14 protein-coding genes and 1 pseudogene are annotated in these 15,887 nt (G+C 72.3%); 10 read left to right on the plus strand and 5 right to left on the minus strand.

Annotation, left to right across the window (positions count from 1 at the left end):
• Positions 1-170 precede the first annotated feature (170 nt).
• The 6 genes and pseudogenes from ATK36_RS34360 (at position 171) to ATK36_RS03200 (ending at position 5,682) form a co-directional block, all read left to right on the plus strand.
• Positions 171-1,059: pseudogene (locus ATK36_RS34360) on the plus strand (2-dehydropantoate 2-reductase).
• Positions 1,060-1,232: 173 nt separating this feature from the next.
• Positions 1,233-2,084: an ESX secretion-associated protein EspG gene (locus ATK36_RS03180; protein WP_098509737.1), complete on the plus strand. Its 852-nt coding sequence runs from the start codon at positions 1,233-1,235 to the stop codon at positions 2,082-2,084.
• Between the two features lie 67 nt (positions 2,085-2,151).
• Positions 2,152-2,646, plus strand: a complete 495-nt coding sequence (locus ATK36_RS03185; protein WP_245914246.1) for a hypothetical protein — start codon at positions 2,152-2,154, stop codon at positions 2,644-2,646.
• A gap of 13 nt (positions 2,647-2,659) precedes the next feature.
• Positions 2,660-4,600, plus strand: coding sequence for a hypothetical protein (locus tag ATK36_RS03190; RefSeq protein WP_245914248.1), 1,941 nt, complete (start codon positions 2,660-2,662; stop codon positions 4,598-4,600).
• Positions 4,601-4,607: 7 nt separating this feature from the next.
• A complete protein-coding gene (locus ATK36_RS03195) occupies positions 4,608-4,934 on the plus strand; it encodes a type VII secretion target (protein ID WP_098509738.1) in 327 nt (108 codons plus the stop codon).
• Between the two features lie 172 nt (positions 4,935-5,106).
• Positions 5,107-5,682, plus strand: a complete 576-nt coding sequence (locus tag ATK36_RS03200) for a YbaB/EbfC family nucleoid-associated protein (protein ID WP_098509739.1) — start codon at positions 5,107-5,109, stop codon at positions 5,680-5,682.
• 360 nt (positions 5,683-6,042) lie between these two features.
• On the opposite strand, the gene ATK36_RS03205 is transcribed toward ATK36_RS03200, so the two are convergent.
• Positions 6,043-6,384: an MmcQ/YjbR family DNA-binding protein gene (locus ATK36_RS03205; protein ID WP_098509740.1), complete on the minus strand. Its 342-nt coding sequence runs from the start codon at positions 6,382-6,384 to the stop codon at positions 6,043-6,045.
• 175 nt (positions 6,385-6,559) lie between these two features.
• On the opposite strand from ATK36_RS03205, the gene ligD reads away from it, so the two are divergent.
• Positions 6,560-7,558, plus strand: coding sequence for a non-homologous end-joining DNA ligase (gene ligD, locus ATK36_RS03210; RefSeq protein WP_098509741.1), 999 nt, complete (start codon positions 6,560-6,562; stop codon positions 7,556-7,558).
• 161 nt (positions 7,559-7,719) lie between these two features.
• Positions 7,720-9,036: an MFS transporter gene (locus ATK36_RS03215; RefSeq protein WP_170069567.1), complete on the plus strand. Its 1,317-nt coding sequence runs from the start codon at positions 7,720-7,722 to the stop codon at positions 9,034-9,036.
• Here ATK36_RS03215 and ATK36_RS03220 read toward each other — a convergent pair.
• Entirely contained in the window at positions 9,017-10,219 is a 1,203-nt protein-coding gene (locus ATK36_RS03220) for an SGNH/GDSL hydrolase family protein (protein WP_098509742.1), read from the minus strand. The two genes, ATK36_RS03215 and ATK36_RS03220, sit on opposite strands and share 20 nt — an antisense overlap.
• Positions 10,220-10,347: 128 nt before the next feature.
• Here ATK36_RS03220 and ATK36_RS03225 point away from each other — a divergent pair, with 128 nt between their 5' ends.
• Entirely contained in the window at positions 10,348-11,898 is a 1,551-nt protein-coding gene (locus ATK36_RS03225; protein WP_098510306.1) for a S53 family peptidase, read from the plus strand.
• Positions 11,899-11,947: 49 nt separating this feature from the next.
• On the opposite strand, the gene ATK36_RS03230 is transcribed toward ATK36_RS03225, so the two are convergent.
• The gene (locus tag ATK36_RS03230; RefSeq protein WP_098510307.1) at positions 11,948-13,492 is read right to left on the minus strand and encodes a multicopper oxidase family protein; all 1,545 of its coding nucleotides are present in this window, start codon (positions 13,490-13,492) and stop codon (positions 11,948-11,950) included.
• The gene (locus ATK36_RS03235) at positions 13,489-13,881 is read right to left on the minus strand and encodes a hypothetical protein (protein WP_098509743.1); all 393 of its coding nucleotides are present in this window, start codon (positions 13,879-13,881) and stop codon (positions 13,489-13,491) included. Before ATK36_RS03235 ends, ATK36_RS03230 begins: the two co-directional genes overlap by 4 nt.
• 61 nt (positions 13,882-13,942) lie before the next feature.
• Here ATK36_RS03235 and ATK36_RS03240 point away from each other — a divergent pair, with 61 nt between their 5' ends.
• Positions 13,943-14,368 (plus strand): MarR family winged helix-turn-helix transcriptional regulator, encoded by a 426-nt coding sequence (locus tag ATK36_RS03240; protein ID WP_098509744.1) that lies wholly within the window; start codon positions 13,943-13,945, stop codon positions 14,366-14,368.
• 19 nt (positions 14,369-14,387) lie between these two features.
• Here ATK36_RS03240 and murC read toward each other — a convergent pair whose 3' ends face one another.
• A complete protein-coding gene (murC, locus tag ATK36_RS03245; RefSeq protein WP_211291770.1) occupies positions 14,388-15,776 on the minus strand; it encodes a UDP-N-acetylmuramate--L-alanine ligase in 1,389 nt (462 codons plus the stop codon).
• Between the last annotated feature and the right edge of the window lie 111 nt (positions 15,777-15,887).

Genomic DNA, 15,887 nt, shown 5'->3' on the forward strand with positions numbered 1-15,887 from the left:
CGGTCCGGATGGCGGTACGGATACCGCCAGTCGGCCGGTGAATCCCGCTCCATTTCGGGTAACGCACGTTCGCGGCAGTCCGGCCACGCGCTCCACTGTGGACGGACCGGCTTGCCCGGCGCATCCCGGCGGTCTACCGCCGGCGGCGTGGCGAGCGGAACGGGATTCCGGTGGCAGGGGCCGGGGCGACCGGCGGATTCTTCGGCGGCAGGCTGCCGCAGGCGGGCCGGGAGGTGACCTTCCTGGTCCGGCCGGGCCGGGCGCGGATGCCGGCCGAACGGGGGCTGCGGATCACCGGGCCGGGCGAGCAGACCGTGCTCACCCCGAAACTCGTGCAGGCCGGGTGTCTCGACAGGCCGTACGACGTGGTGCTCTGCACCGTCAAGGCGGCCGGGCTCGACGAGGTGGCCGAGGACCTGGCGCCCGCGGACGCTGGTGCTGCCGGTGCTCGACGGGATGCGCCACCTCGCCGCGCTGAGCGCGCGGTTCGGCGAGGACCGGGTGCTCGGCGGGGTAGCGTTCGTGATGACCACGCTCGATGCCGACGGGGACATCCGGCGGCCGGCCGATCTCCGGCCGTTCACTTACGGCGCGAGATCCGGTGCTGACCCGGAGCGTCTCGGCGCGGTGCACGAGGCGCTGTCCGGCGCAGGCTTCGACACCGTGCTCTCTTCGGACATTCTCGGGCAGATGTGGGCGAAATGGGTCGTCATCGCCTCGATGAGCGCAGTGGCCACGCTGATGCGCGGCACGATCGGCGAAGTCGCCGATCAGCCCGGTGGAATCGGTTTCGCCACTGCCGTGGTGGCCGAATGAGTGGCGGCGGCTGCCGGGCACCCGGTGCCGCCTGCCCGGCTCGACCGGATCCGGGCGGACACGACCGAACCCGCGGCCCCGCGCGCCACCTTGCTGTATCGCGATCTCACCGCCGGGTACCCGGTCGAAGGGGAGCAGATCATCGGCGATCTGGTGGAGTGCGCGCATCGGCTGGGCGTCGCGGTGCCGCTGCTGGAACTGGTCCGCCCGAACCTGCGGGTGCACCAGGCCAGGGTGGGCTGAGCGCGCCTGCCCGGTACGGCCGTCCGTGGCGGACTTTCGGGCAGGCGGCCGAGTCCGGCAGTGCGACAGCCGCCGGACTGCTAATGTCGATCATGACGGGGTGTGCCGCGCGGGCACTGCGCGGCTGCGGCCGCGAGCGCGCGGAACCGGGGTTGGGGGAAGGATTTTCGACTATGGCGGACAGGTTCGAGTTCGTGCTCGACGTGGTCGAATCCCTGGTGATCGCGCAGGCGGCCGGGGGCGACATCCGCCAGTACCCACTGCGTATCGGCACGGTGCCCGCGGACCCGGTGCGGTACGTGCGCGTGGCGGCCCAGGTCTACCGGGGGCTGGAGGAACGCCGGCTGACCGTGCAGGGCGAACTGCATCCCAGCGTGGAGAAGGCCTTCGGGCTGCTGGCGAAGCCGCGGGTCTCGGTGGCGGTCACCGGGGTGGACGGGCTCGGCGCGGACATCGCGGTGCTCGCGCTCACCGACGGCAGGCAGGCGGTCGGCATCACCCAGGAGCCGCGGACCGACGACCTGCTCTTCTCGCTCTTCGACGACGAGGACCTCGTCGAGGTCGTCACCGGGGTGCTGCCACCGGCCCGCGCGGCCACCACCGGGGCGCACACCGTGCGCCAGGAGGCGCCCCGCGCGGTCTCCGCGATGACCGCCCGGCGGCGTGCGGAAGCCGCCGAGGACGAGGAGGAGACCGATGCCTTCGGCACCATCGAGGTGAGCGGGCGGGTGCGGCCCGGCCGGCCCGAGCCGCGCTCGGCCCGGCCGTCGCGGGGCGGGGCCGAGGTGCTGGAGCGGGTGCTCGCCGAACCCCGGCTCGGTGGCGGCCACGTGATCGTCACCGGCTGGGGACGGCGCGGGGAGCGGCGCGCGGCGAGCCCGCTGAGCTGGCTGGACACCGCGGACGGCCGGTACCTGGTCAAGACCACCGAAGGGGAGTCCGGAGACCTGAGCGCGGACTACCTGCCCGCCGGGCGATCGGACGTCGCCCGTGCCGTGCGGCAGGCCGTCTCCGCCGTTTACTGACCGTGCCGGCGGCGGGCCGGTCATCGACCGTGCCGAGCAGAGCGGGCCGACGAGGAGGGAAAGTCCGATGACCGAGGAGATGCCGGTGCGATCGGCGGAGATGAGCCCGTCCCCGGCGAACGTGGAGCCAGCGGCGGCGGAGTGGGCTTCGGCGGCGCAGTCGGCCGAGCCGGCGTCGGCCGGATGGGCCCCGGTGCTGTCCGGCAAGCGGATGACGGAGCTGGCGAAGAGCGGCTCCTTCGCGGTGGACGAGGGCACCGGGGACAAGATGATCTCCGCGCTGCAGGGCGTGATCGACTCGCTGCAGGCCCGCTGGGACGCGCTGCAGAAAGTCGGCGAGCTGCCGATGATGTCGCAGTCCGCGGCGGGCCGGTGGGTCGCCGGGCACATGGTCGCCACCGCCAGCGATTCGCAGGGCCTGCTCACCCAGCTGCGGGCGGCGCGGGACGAGTTCCCGTCCTACATCGAGGCGATCGACCTGGCGAAGAAGACCTACCGCGAGCGGGAGCGCACCGCGACCGAGTCCTTCCGGCAGCTGCCGGGCGACCCCGGACCACACTGAGGAGGGATTTCCCGTGGCCATCACCGACAAGACGAACTCCGCGGCGGACGTGTCCGATCCGTCCTCGCCGCACTACGACCCGCACAGCCCCTACTACGAGCTGACCGCCGACCCGTCGTCGAAGTACTACGTGGGCCCGCTGCGGTCCGACGAGATGCACTCCGGCGACGAGATCCGCGACGAGGCCAACCAGAACGCCGACCTGCAGGCGATCCTGTTCGGCACCATCGGGATGAACCTGCCCCCGAAGCTGCGCGAGCAGTTCGCGCAGGAGCTGTACCTGCGCCAGATCGGCGAATCGGGGCAGGGCCTGCGGGACGGGCTGGACATGCGCGATCCGGGCGCGCCGCCGCGGACCCGGTGGGAGAACGCGTCGCACGAGCAGATGGTCCGGGCGATCAGCGAGGACGCGAATGCCCCCTCGGTCGCCGAATCGGCGGAGGAGTGGGTGCGGGCCGGTGGCGAGCTGACCGAGCACCAGCGCTCCCTCGCCGAGGCGATCACCGCGAGCGCGGCCGACTGGAAGGGCGAAGGCGGCGACGCGGTCCGCGAGCACATGGCGAACGTCGGCAAATGGCTCGGTACCACCGCGCAGGGCGCGACGCTGTCCGGACGGCAGCAGGAGATCCACTCGCAGGCGCTGGACCAGACCCAGCAGGCCATGGGGGCCAACCCGCCGGTGGAGTTCTCGGTGCGGTCGGCGAACGCACGCCTGCAGGGGATCACCGACCCGGTGGAGTACGCGCGGCAGGCCGTCCAGGCGTCACGGACCTACACCGAACAGCAGGCCGCGCGCGATCAGGCGGCCCAGATCATGACGCGCTACGACCAGACGATCGGCTCGGCAGTGGCGACACCCCGGTTCGCGGCGCCGCCGAAGCTCGCCACCGCGCTGCGGGCGGACCGGCTCATGCGCGGGCGCACCGTCGCCGGCGACCTGGTTGACCCCACCGTGGGTGGGCGGTCCGCTGTCCCGGACCGGCGCGACCCCCGGCAGCTGTCCCCCGAGGAGGGCACCCCGGCCGGCGGTCCCGGCGACCCGGGCGGCCCCGCTCCGAGAGGCGACGACGGGCGGCCGCCCACGGGTGGTCCGGGGGATGGGGTGCGCCCCAGCTTCCAGCCGCCGCCCGCGCCACCGGCCGGAAGTCCCGGGGGTGGTGGCCCGGGTGGTGCTCCGTTCCATCCGCCGACGTTCGTTCCGCCCGGCGGTACTCCGCACGGTGGCAATCCCGGCAGCCTGCCGCCGATCTCGCTACCCCCAGGTGACACGACGAAGCCGACGTCCACCACTCATCCTTCGTTCGTCCCGCCGCCGTTGTCCCCGCCTGGGGGCGAGCCGCTCGGCGGCAACCCGGGGCGGCTGCCACCGCTGTCCCCACCGCCCGGCGGTCCGGTCGGCAGCCCGCTCGGTAGTCCCGGCGGCCTGCCGCCGATCTCGCTGCCGCCCGGCCCCGGCGGGCGGCCGTTCGGCCCCGGCCCGCGGATCCCGCCGGTGAAGCTGCCCGACGGCGAGCCGCTCGGCGGCGGTGGCCCCGGTAGCGGTCCCGGCGGTGGTTCGGGCGGTGGTTCGGGGAGTGGCAAGGTCCCGACCATCGGCCGGGGCGGCGGGATCAACGGCGAGAGCATCGGCAGCAGGCTCGGCGGCGGCGGTCTCGGCGGCGCCACCGGTGGCCGCGGCGGCTCGCTCAGCGGTGGTCCCGGCACCGGGGCCGGTGTGCCCGAGGAGCCGGTGCCCGGTCGCGGTGGTGCGGCGGGCGCCGGGGCGAAGGGCACGCCCGGCAGTCCGGGCATGAACGGCATGGGCGGCGGCAACAAGGGCGGCGGCAAGGGCCCGGAGGACAAGGAACACAAGATCGCCGACTACGTCGAATCGGACGATCCGTCGTTCTTCTCCGCGGACGAGGTCGTCGCACCGCCGGTGATCGGCGATTGGAAGAACACGGACTGGAAGTGAGGCGGCGATGGCGGGACAGGGCGGGTTCGAAGTCCAGGCCGACGAGCTGACGGCGCACGCGAGCCACGTCGAGGCACTGGTCGATCGCCTGCACATGGCCCAGCAGGCGGCGCACTACGCGATGTCCGACGACGCGTACGGGCTGCTGTGCGCCTTCCTCCCGCCGATCATCAACCCGGCCGGGGAGAAGGCCAAGGAGGCCATCGATGCGGCCGCGGAGGGCGTGCAGTCGACCGCGGACAACGTGCGCGCCGCGGCGAAGTCCTATCAGGACGGTGACGACGGGCAGGCGCAGCCGCTGCGCAAGGTGCTCTCGACGCCCGGAACGCTGTGAAGGGTCCCTTCACAGACCTCCGCGGCCTGCGCAGGGCACCTCACACCGACTTTGCCGACACCCTGGACGCAGAGTCCGTGAAGGGAACTTTCACTCCCCGGGTGCTCCGGCGCGCGAGGACGACGACGTGGTCTCCGAGGCGGGGGCCGGTATTTCGAGGGAGACGACGAGCATGACCGGTGCGGGCGGCCTCGGCGAGGCGATGAGCGACCCCGACGAGGCGATCCGGCGGATGGACGAATGGTCGGCGGGGTTCGCGCGCAAGGCGCAGCGGTACGCCGCCGCGCAGCAGGAGACCGAGCGGCTGCGCCTGACCGCGTCCAGCCCGGACGGCACCGTGCAGATCACCGTCGGCGCGGACGGGGTGGTCCGCGAGCTGGTGTTCGGCTCCCGGACCCGCACCATCCCGCCCGAGGAGCTGTCCCGGATGGTGCTCACCACGATGCGCAAGGCCCAGGCGCGCATCAGCGAGCAGGTCGCCGAGGTGATGAGCGAACGCCTCGGCGACGAGGACCAGGAGACCCGCGCGGCCCTGCTCGACTCGCTGCGCGACCGTTTCCCCGACCCGGAGGACCCGCGCGGCGACGCGGAAGAGCCCGATCCGGAGCCCGCGCCGCCACCGCCGCCCCCTCCGGCGCCCGCGGGCGGGGCGGCGAGCCCGCCCCCGGCGTCTCCGCCGCCTGCCGACGGTCCGGCACCGCGTCGGGGCGGGGTCGATCCGGAGGAGCAGGACAACAACCCCTGGTGACGATTGAGGGGTAGGAGTCGTCTGTCCTTTGTGGATGGTTGGCTGGGGTTGGTGTGCTGTGGTGAGCCGGGTGCCGGTGGGCTGGATTCGTGGAGAGGGTGCGCGCAGGTCTGCCTGGCTCGGCCGGGTGGGGTTCGGGCGGGCCGGGCTCTCGGGCTCCGGCGGGTGGCGAGCCGCGATGGATCGGAGTCCGGCCGGCGGTGGATTCGGCCCCGGCCGGGGCTGCCGGCGACCCGTTTTGGCGGGGGCCGGGCTGCGTTTGGGCCGCGGACTCTGCCTGGCCGGAACCGGACCCTGCCGAACCGGACCCGCCTGACCGGACCCCGCCGGCCCGGCCACCGAGCGACCGCCAACCCCGGGTCACAGCCGGGGGAGCGGAACCTCCGCGGCCAGGTCCTCCGGGGCCGAGAGCCGCCAGGCCTCGTAGACCAGCTCGGCGAGTTCGTCCGCGGGCAGGCCGGGCAGGTGCACCACCACCCAGCCGAACCCGCCCGAGGTGAACTGTTCCTCGAACACGTCCGGCCGTTCCGCGACGAGGGCCTGCTGCTCGCTGATCGTCTGTTTCAGCCCGACGGTGTCGGTGCGCGGCCAGTGGTAGCCGAACCGTTTGCCGCGCACGCTGAACGACGTGTAGTCGCGGCCGCGGCCGCGCTCGACCTCACGCAGGGCGGCGATGATCCGTTCGAAATCCGTGCTCGGCACCCGGACATCCTAGGCTGCGGCCGGCGCGTGTTCGAGCATCCGGACCGGAACCGGCCCGCGCCGGGGGCCGGTTCCGCGAGGGGAACTCTGCGGACCGGGGTCCGGGAGCGGAACCGCACGGCCATCCGGAGCGAAACCCCCTCGCGCGCCCTACCGTGGAGCACGGAGGTGGCCGATGCCCCACGACGCACGGCCCGGGATGCCGGCCGCGATCGAGCCGATGCTGGCGACCCCGGACGGCGGGGTGCTCCGGGACGACCCGGCCTGCGCGTACGAGTTCAAATGGGACGGTTACCGCGCGGTGCTGCGGATCGCGCCGTCCGGCGAGACCATGCTGACCAGCCGCAACGACAACGATTTCACGCCCCGGTTCCCGGAGCTGGCCGGCGCGTTCAGCTCGGCGCTCGGCGGCCGTGCGGCGGTGCTGGACGGGGAGATCGTCGCGCTCGACGAGCACGGGCGGCCGGATTTCGGGCTGTTGCAGCAGCCCGGACCCGGCGGTCGCACGATCGCCTACTTTGCCTTCGACGTGCTGAGTCTCGGCCGGGAGAGCCTGCTGGAGGCGAGCTACGACGAACGCCGCGAAGTGCTGGCCGGGCTCGAACCGCCGGATCCTCGGCTGGTCGCGATCACCCCGTCCTACACCCACGCCGAACTCGCCGCCCAGGACCTGACCCCGGCCGGCCTGCTCGAAGTGGCCCGCAAGATGCTGCTGGAAGGGCTGATGGTCAAGACCCGCGCGTCGAAGTACCACCCGGGGCGGCGCAGCCCTGAGTGGCTCAAGCATCCATTGGTCCAGACCACAGAGGTGATCGTCGGCGGCTGGCGACCCGGCCGTGGCCGCCGTGAGGGCACCATCGGGGCGTTGCTGCTGGGCGGGTATGACCGGGAGACGGGCGAGCTGCGCTACCTCGGCGACGTCGGGACCGGCTTCACCGACGCCGCGCTGCACGCGCTGCAGGAACAGCTGACCCCGCTGGAACGGCGCACGAGCCCGTTCGCCGGCGAAGTCCCGCGCGAGCGGGCGCGCGGGGCGCGCTGGCTGTCCCCGGAAACGGTCGGCGAGGTCGTCTACCGCAGGCTGACCCCGGGCGACGGCAGGCTCCGCCACACGGCCTGGCGCGGGCTCCGGCCGGACCGCCGTCCGGCGGAGGTGCGCGTGCCGTCCCGGTGACGCAGGAGCAAGGGGTCTCCCGGGTGTGACCTTGCTCGCCGGGGGTGGCCGTTGCGCCAGCTCTCCCGAGCCCGGCCCGGACGGAGGCGCAGATTTCCAGCCTTCCGCCCCCTCGACCACACTGGAGCGCCGTGCCATCCTGGCCGCCGGTTTTTCATGGCGTGGAAAGGCAGGACGTGCTCGATCAGGATGGGGACACCAGGGGCCGGATCCGGCGGGTGGCGCTGGCCAGCGCGATCGGCACCACGATCGAGTGGTACGACTACTTCGCCTACAGCACGGCCACCGCGCTGGTGTTCAACCACGCGTTCTTCCCGAAACTGTCCGCGGCTTCCGGCACGCTCGCCGCGTTCGCCACGCTCGGGGTGGGGTTCGTGGCGCGGCCGCTCGGCGGAATCGTCTGGGGGCATTTCGGCGACCGGGTGGGGCGCAAGGCGATGCTGGTCGCCTCGCTGCTGCTGATGGGCGTCGCGACCGCGGGCGTCGGGGTGCTGCCGACCTATGCCGAGGCCGGGGTGGTGGCGCCGGTGCTGCTGGTCGTTCTCCGTGTGCTGCAAGGGATTTCCGCGGGCGGGGAATGGGGCGGGGCGGCGCTGATGGCGGTCGAGCACGCGCCGGAGGGGCGCCGTGGACGGTACGGTTCGTTCTCGCAGATCGGCGTGCCCGCCGGGCTGATCCTGGCGCAGCTGGTGTTCTTCGCGTTGAACAGCTCGCTCACGCCGGAGGCGTTCCGCTCCTGGGGGTGGCGGGTGCCGTTCCTGCTCAGCCTGGTGCTCGTCGCGGTCGGCCTGGTGATCCGGCTGCGTGTGGAGGAGAGCCCGGTGTTCGCGCGGCTGCGCACTGACGACAAGCGCAGCAAGCTGCCGATCGTGGAAGTCCTGCGCGCGCGGCCCTGGCAGGTCCTGACCGCCGCGGTGAGCTTCATCGCGAACACCGCGCTGGGCTACATCTTCTTCGCCTATCTGCTGTCCTACGGCACTTCGGTGCTCAAACTGTCCAGCGCGACCATGCTCGTGGTGGTGATCACGGGCAGCGTGGTGTGGCTGGCGAGCATCGTCGGCGCTGCGAGCTGGTCCGACACAGCCGGGCGGAAACCCGTGTACCTGGCCGGATCCGTGCTCCTGGTGGTCTGGTCCATTCCGTTCTTCCTGCTGGTGGACACGCGGCAGCCGTGGCTCCTGATCGTTGCGGTGACCGTGCTGAACATCGGTCTCGGCGCGACCTACGGACCGCAGGCTGCGTTGTTCGCGGAACTGTTCGAGCCGCGCTTCCGCTACAGCGGTTCCTCGTTCGCGTACGCGGTGGGTGCGGTGCTGGGCGGCGGGTTCGCGCCGTTGATCGCGACCGCGCTGCAGAACGCCACCGGCACCTCGATGCCGGTGGCGCTCTACATGGTGGGCGTGAGCGTCCTCAGCCTGCTGGCGGTGCTGGCGTTCCCGCGCCGCCCGCTCGTCGCGGCTACAGCAGGCCGAGGTTGACCGAGTCCGCCATCCTGCGGTAGCCCGCGTCGTTCGGGTGCAGGTGGTCGCCGGCGTCGTAGGCCGGGAGCATGGCGTGCGGGTCGGCCGGGTTCCGGATCGCCGCGTCGAAGTCGATGACCCCGTCGTAGGCACCGCCGGTGCGGATGAACCGGTTCAGCGTCTCCCGGGTGTTCTCCAGGGTCTCGTTGTAGGCCGTCCAGCCCTTGAACGGCACGAGGGTGGCGCCGAGCACGCGGATCCCGTGCGCTTTGGCCCGGGCGATCAGCTGCCGCTGCGCGGAGATCAGCAGCTGCGGATCGGCCTGGTTCGGTTGCTGCTGGATGTCGTTGATGCCTTCGAGGATGATCAGCGTGCGCACCCCGGTGGCGGCGAGCACGTCGTGGTCGAAGCGGGCGAGCGCGTTGGGGCCGTACGGCGAACCGGGCACGTCGAGCAGCATCCGGTTGCCGCCGATGCCCGCGTTGAGCACGCCGTAGCGACCGTGCAGCCGGTCGCTGAGCAGGTCCGGCCAGCGGTGGTCGGCGCCCGGGGTGGAGCCGGTGCCGTCGGTGATCGAGTCGCCGAGGGCGACCACCGCGCCCGCCGCGGCGCCCTGCACGTCGACTTCGGTGACGTAGTGCCAGGCGCCGGTCTTCTCGGTGAACGACGCGCCGGATTCCTCCTCGGTGAAGTCGCCGTTGCGGGTGAAGAACGACGTCTGCTCGGCCGCCGCGTGATAGGTCACCGGCCCGGATTTCGCCGGCACGAAGGTGGTCACGAGCAGATCCGCGTCCGCGGGCACCCGCACCGCCGCCGGGTCGCTCAGCACGTCGGCACCAGCGGGCACGACGACGCTGCGCTGCCCGCCGAAGGTAAGGGAGCGCACGGTCCCCGCCGCGGCACGCGGGCTGCCGGGCGCCGCGGCGACCGCGACCGTCACCTGCCCGAAAATCAGCGGGGCCGTGCCGAATCTGTTGGACAGCCGCACTCTCGCCCGGGTACCTCCGGCACTGGTGTGCACGACATTGCGGATCGAATAGTTCGGATATCCGCCGGGCGTATCGGCGACGCCGGTGCCCGGGGACGCGGACCAGGTGCCGGTCCAGCCGTCCGGGGTCTGCGGTACTTGCGCGGTGCTCGCCGTGGTGAGGACGCCGAGACCGATCGCCACGGCCGCGCCCAGGATGGCCATTTTTCGCATGGAAAAAGTCTGTGATCCGGATCATGGCGCTGTCCAGCGGTGCTTCGGGCAGAAACGCGGGTACCGCCGGACAGGTGATACCCCGTCCGGACGGTGTGGCTTCCTGCGGGTGGGGGTACCTCACCGTCATGAACCGAGCACAGCACGTATCCTTGTCCGGCAGTCTTCGTTCCGAGCTGTCCGGGGTCGAGGTTCTCGGCCCGGTCGATCCGGACGCCATGATCACCGCGACCGTGGTGCTCCGGCGGCGTGCGGAGCTCTCGGTGGCCGATCTGGCCGCACCACTGAGTCCCGGCGATCTCGCCGGGCGGTTCGGCGCCGCGCCCGAAGAACTCGAGCGGGTCCGGACCGTGCTCGCCGACGCCGGGCTCACGGTGACCGAGGCGCACGCCGGGTCCCGGCGGGTGGCGGTCCGCGGCCCGGCCCGGGTGATGGCCGCCGTTTTCGGCACGGAACTCAACCGCGTCCGCGGCGCCGGATCCGCGGAGTTCGCGGCACGCAGTGGTGGACTCCATGTGCCCGCGGAGATCGGCGATTTCGTGGTCGCCGTGCTGGGCCTGGACGAACGGCCGCAGGCGCGGGCGCAGTTCCGGCTGCACACCGAAGCCGCGGGGCAGGGGTACCGCCCGGACGAAGTCGGTTCGCTGTACGGCTTCCCGGCCGGGACCGACGGCCGGGGCCGGACCGTCGCGGTGATCGAACTCGGCGGGGGATACCGGCCCCAGGACCTGAAGAACTACTTCGCCGGCTTGCAGATCCCCGAACCGAAAGTGACCGCGGCGGGGGTGGACGGCGCGCACAACGCACCGTCCGGGGACCCGAACTCCGCGGACGGCGAGGTGGCGCTCGACATCGAGGTGATCGGCGCGCTCGCCCCCGGCGCGGCGCAGATCGTCTACTTCGCGCCGAACACCGATCAGGGTTTCCTCGACGCGGTCAGCACCGCGGTGCACGCCAGCCCCACACCCGTCGCGGTCAGCATCAGCTGGGGCCAGTCCGAGGACCAGTGGACGGCGCAGGCCCGGACGGCGATGGACCAGGCCTTCGCCGACGCGGCCGCGCTCGGGGTGACGGTGTGCACAGCCTCCGGCGACAACGGCAGTGCCGACGGCCAGAAGGACGGCGCACAGCACGTGGACTTCCCGGCGTCGAGTCCGCACGCGCTGGCCTGCGGAGGCACCCGGCTCGAAGGAAAACCGCCTGCCACGATCACCGCGGAGAAAGTCTGGAACACCTCCGGCGGCGGCTCGACCGGCGGCGGTGTCAGCGACGCCTTCCCGGTGCCGGACTTCCAGAAGACGGCCGGGGTGCCCGTCCGGGCCGGTGCGGGCAAGCCGGGCCGCGGCGTGCCGGACGTGGCCGGCGACGCCGACCCGGCCACCGGGTACCGGATCCTCGTGGACGGGCAGCACGCCGTGGTCGGCGGCACGAGCGCGGTGGCACCGTTGTGGGCGGCGTTGCTGAGCCGCCTCGCGCAGCACACCGGGCATGGTTTCGGCCTGGTGCACAGCAAGCTCTACGCCGCCGCGGCGGCGGGCAAGGCCCAGCCGGGCTTCCGCGATATCACCGAGGGCAACAACGGTGCGTATTCGGCGGCCTCGGGCTGGGACGCGTGCACCGGGCTCGGCGCGCCGGACGGTGCGGCACTGCAGCGGATTCTCGGAGGTGCCAAGGCCTGATCTCATCTGTCCGAAGTGGACTGACGGCACGCTCGCGGAGCCGGGGCGTTCAGGTCACCACGAAGTTTCCCATCATGGCCATGTCCTCGTGTTCGAGGTTGTGGCAGTGGAACACGTACTTGCCGCGGTACCCGTCGAACCGGACCGCGATCGCCGCCTCTTCGGCCGGGCGCAGGTCGATCGTGTCCTTCCAGCCCGCGTCGAACGGGCCGGGGCCGGCGAGCCCGCGCGAGAGCACCTGGAACGGGTTGAGGTGCAGGTGCACGGGATGGTGGAAGTCCGACACCAGCCGCCACGTCTCGGTGCTGCCGAACATCGGGCGCGCGGCCACCGTGTCCACACCGAACGGGACGCCGTTGATCCGCCAGCCGTCCGTGCCCGCGGACGCGAAATGCATCGTCCGCGTCACGGACGGCGGGCCGAGCGGTTCGACGGTGCTCAGCCGGCCGGGCAGGCGGAACCGGTCCGGCGCGCGCTCGCCCACGGCGAAGCGCAGGATCTCGCCCATGCGGCCCTCGCCGAAGTCGTTGACCAGGGTGACGATCGTGCCCGGCCGGTAGGCGGAGAAGTCCACGAGCACGTCCACGCGCTGGGCTGGGGCGAGTTCGAAATGGTCGTGCTGCAGGGGCGAGGTGAGCAGGCCGCCGTCGGTGCCGATCTGGGTCAGCGGGGCGCCCGGATTCAGCCGGAGGTCGAGGCGGCGGGCGTTGCACGCGTTGAGGATCCGCAGCCGGTACTGCGCGCCTTCGACGGTGGCGACCGGCCAGGGCGCCCCGTTGACGAGCATGACATCGCCGAGTAAGCCCGCCATGTAGGCGTCCGTGACGCCCGGCTCCCGCAGCGCCGGGTCACGGCTGGGATACCGCAGTGAACCGTCCGCGTCGAAGCTGCGATCCGTGATCATCAGCGGCAGTTCCCGCGGGCCGGACGGCAGGCCGAGCGCGTCCTCCTCCTCGTCGCGCACCAGATGGAACCCGGCCAGCCCGCGCCAGACGCTCGGCCCGGTGAAATCCATCCGATGGTCGTGGTACCACAGCGTCGCGGCGCGCTGGTCCATCGGATAGGTGTAGGCGCGGCGGACCATCCGGGTGTCGCCGGGCATCCCCATCCCGGAGCCGGTCATGCCGGGCATTGCCATCCCGGGCATCGGGCCGTCCGGGTACAGGAAGTCCACCGGATACCCGTCGTCGGCATGCGGGGTCCGGCCGCCGTGCAGGTGCACCACGGTCGGCACGGGCAGCCGGTTCGTGTGCGTGACGACGGCCGGCCGGCCGCGGCGGGAGACCAGGGTCGGGCCGGGGAAGATCCCGTTGTAGCCCCAGATTCCGGTGCGCAGGCCGGGCAGCAGGGAGACCTGTGCGGGAGCCTGGGTGATCTCGTAGTAGTCGGCGTGCGCGTCGCGCCGGACCGGGCTCAGCACCGGCGGGATCGGCAGCGGCACCGCGAACGCGGGAACCGGCGGAAGCAGGCTGGGCAGCACCGCGCCGGTACTGGTCGGCCCGCGGGCACCGAGCGCGAACGGGATTCCCACGCCGAGGCCGATCCCAGCGGCCAGTCCGGCGCCGAGGAACACCCGGCGGCTCACCCCGGTCATCGGCGCCACGCCGCGACCGCCATCGTCGCGGCGAGCAGGATCGTCGCCACCCCGACCGGCACGTGCACCGTGATCAGCCGCGCGAAACCCAGCGCGATCTGCAGCGCGATCAGCCCGAAGAGGCCGAGGCTGCCGAGAATCGGCCACCACGGCCCGCGGCCGGGCCGGCGCACCAGCACCGCGGCCACCGCGGAGACGAGCACCGAGATCCCCGCGTAGGTCGCGTTCTCCCGATGTGTCTGCAGCGAGTCGTAACCGCCGGAGAGGAACTGGCCCGCGAAGACGGCCTGGTCGAACAGCAGGACCGCGCTCACCAGCGTGGTCGCCCGGAACACCAGGCGCGGCCAGCGCGGCGGCGCCGGGGTGCGGACAGCTTCGGTCGTGGACACGGCGACCCCTTGTTAGATTCATATGGATCGGATTCATCTGAATCTAACATAGGATGGGCCGATGACCACCCCACCTCCGACGATCCGGCTGGGCCTGTTGCTGCGCCAGGCGCACCGGCGCGCGGCGGCGGCGCTGAACGAGGCCCTCGGGCCGCTGGGCCTGACTGGCCGGCATTTCGGGGTGCTGCTGCTGATCGACCGGGACGGCGCGACGACCCAGCGCGATCTGATCCGGGAGACCGGCAGCGACAAGGCGGGCATGGTGCGGACCGTGGAGGATCTCGAACGGCTGGGCTACCTGACCCGCACCCGTTCGGCGACCGACCGGCGGGTCGCGGACCTGACCCTGACCCCGGCCGGCGAGGAAACCTTCGCCACCGCCCGCGAGCTGGCCGGGAAGGCGGCAGGGGAGCTGTTCGGGATGTTCCGTGCCGAGGAGGCCGAGGCCCTCGAAGACCTGCTGACCCGCTTCCTGGCCGTCGACTGACCGGCCGCCGCGGGTGATCTCAGCCGGCGCAGGCGGCGGTGGTCTCCAGAGCTTCGACGGCCTGCCCGGCGAGCGTGGCCATCTCCGGGGAGCCGAGGGTGACGACCACATCACCCGGGCGGGCGCGTCGGACGACTTCGGCGATGGCGTTCGAAGCCGTACCGGCGAACGTCTTGGCGTCCTGCGGAAGCGGGATCGCGTCCATGAGGGCGCGGCCGTCGACGTCGGCCGTGACGGTCTCGCCCGGGGCGAAGATCTCCAGGACCACCGCTTCGTCGGCGATGGCGAGTGAGCCGGCCGTCTCGTGGAGGAACTGGCGCATGCGCCACACGCGGTTGGGCTGGCACACCACGATGAGCCGGTGGTCCTCGGCGACCGTACGCATCGCTCGCAGCGATGCGGCCATCGCCGTGTGGTGGCCGGCGTAGTCGTCGTACACGCGTACGCCGTTCGCGACGCCGCGCAGCTCGAAACGCCTTCGTACGCCGGGGAAACGCTGAAGCCCGCGTACGCCGCCTGCTACGCCGAGACGACGCGTGACCAGGAGTGCGGCTGCTGAGTTGAGCCCGAGATGGGTTCCTACGACGGGGACGCGGACAGGGCCGATCAGCGCGCCGTCGTAGCGGATACCGTCGGGGACCGTCGTGAGCCCGACCACCTTCAGGTCCGCGTCGTTGGCTTCGCCATAGGTGAAGACAGTGCGGCCTTCCTCACGCAGGGTCGCGGCGAGCCGGCGGCAGGGTTCGTCGTCGGCGTTGGTGACCACGAAACCGGTCGGCGGCACACGGCGGCAGAAGCCGAGAAACGCTTCCGCGAGACCGTCGACATCGCCATACGTATTCAGATGATCGGAGTCGATGTTGGTGACGACCGCGACTTCGGGGCTGTACGCGACGAACGAGCGGTCGCTTTCGTCGGCCTCGACGACGAAGTGCGGACCGGAGCCGTGCCCGCCGGAGCCGAGCGTGCGGACGTCACCACCGATCACATAGGACGGATCCGCCCCGCCGGCCCGCAACGCGACGGTGATCATCGCGGTCGTGGTGGTCTTGCCGTGCGTGCCCGTGACGGCGATGGTGCGCCGGCCCGCCAGCACCCTGGCCAGTGCCTCGGAACGGTGCAGGACCGGCAGCCCGCGATCGTGCGCCGCGACGAGTTCGACGTGGTCGCCGGGGATCGCGGTGGAGCGCACGACCGTATCGGCGTTCCACAGGTTGCCCGGCTGGTGCCGCCGGTGGATCGTGGCGCCGAGCCGGGCCAGCTTGGCCAGCACCGGGCGGTCGCCGGTCTCGCTGCCGCTCACCGGCACCCCGCGGCGGAGCAGGATCTCCGCCAGCCCCGACATCCCGACTCCGCCGATGCCGATCAGGTACACATGGCCGAGGTCCCGTATGGTCGGCTCGCTCATCATGCACTCCTCCTGTCCGGGGACGTTCCCTCGGATTCAGGATGCGGCGGACATGTCAGGAACGATCATGCGTCGTGTCGCAGCCATGTCCCGATCGCGGCGGACGCCCGT

The sequence above is a fragment of the Amycolatopsis sulphurea genome (genome assembly GCF_002564045.1).
Classification (GTDB): domain Bacteria; phylum Actinomycetota; class Actinomycetes; order Mycobacteriales; family Pseudonocardiaceae; genus Amycolatopsis; species Amycolatopsis sulphurea.

Bases quoted from the DNA above. Each gene is read 5' to 3' on its own strand.
- ATK36_RS03180 (WP_098509737.1), top strand. From the start codon at position 1,233: ATGGCGGACAGGTTCGAGTTCGTGCTCGACGTGGTCGAATCCCTGGTG.
- ATK36_RS03185 (WP_245914246.1), top strand. From the start codon at position 2,152: ATGACCGAGGAGATGCCGGTGCGATCGGCGGAGATGAGCCCGTCCCCG.
- ATK36_RS03195 (WP_098509738.1), top strand. From the start codon at position 4,608: ATGGCGGGACAGGGCGGGTTCGAAGTCCAGGCCGACGAGCTGACGGCG.
- ATK36_RS03200 (WP_098509739.1), top strand. From the start codon at position 5,107: ATGACCGGTGCGGGCGGCCTCGGCGAGGCGATGAGCGACCCCGACGAG.
- ligD (WP_098509741.1), top strand. From the start codon at position 6,560: ATGCCCCACGACGCACGGCCCGGGATGCCGGCCGCGATCGAGCCGATG.
- ATK36_RS03220 (WP_098509742.1), bottom strand. From the start codon at position 10,219: ATGCGAAAAATGGCCATCCTGGGCGCGGCCGTGGCGATCGGTCTCGGC.
- ATK36_RS03225 (WP_098510306.1), top strand. From the start codon at position 10,348: ATGAACCGAGCACAGCACGTATCCTTGTCCGGCAGTCTTCGTTCCGAG.
- ATK36_RS03230 (WP_098510307.1), bottom strand. From the start codon at position 13,492: ATGACCGGGGTGAGCCGCCGGGTGTTCCTCGGCGCCGGACTGGCCGCT.
- ATK36_RS03240 (WP_098509744.1), top strand. From the start codon at position 13,943: ATGACCACCCCACCTCCGACGATCCGGCTGGGCCTGTTGCTGCGCCAG.
- murC (WP_211291770.1), bottom strand. From the start codon at position 15,776: ATGAGCGAGCCGACCATACGGGACCTCGGCCATGTGTACCTGATCGGC.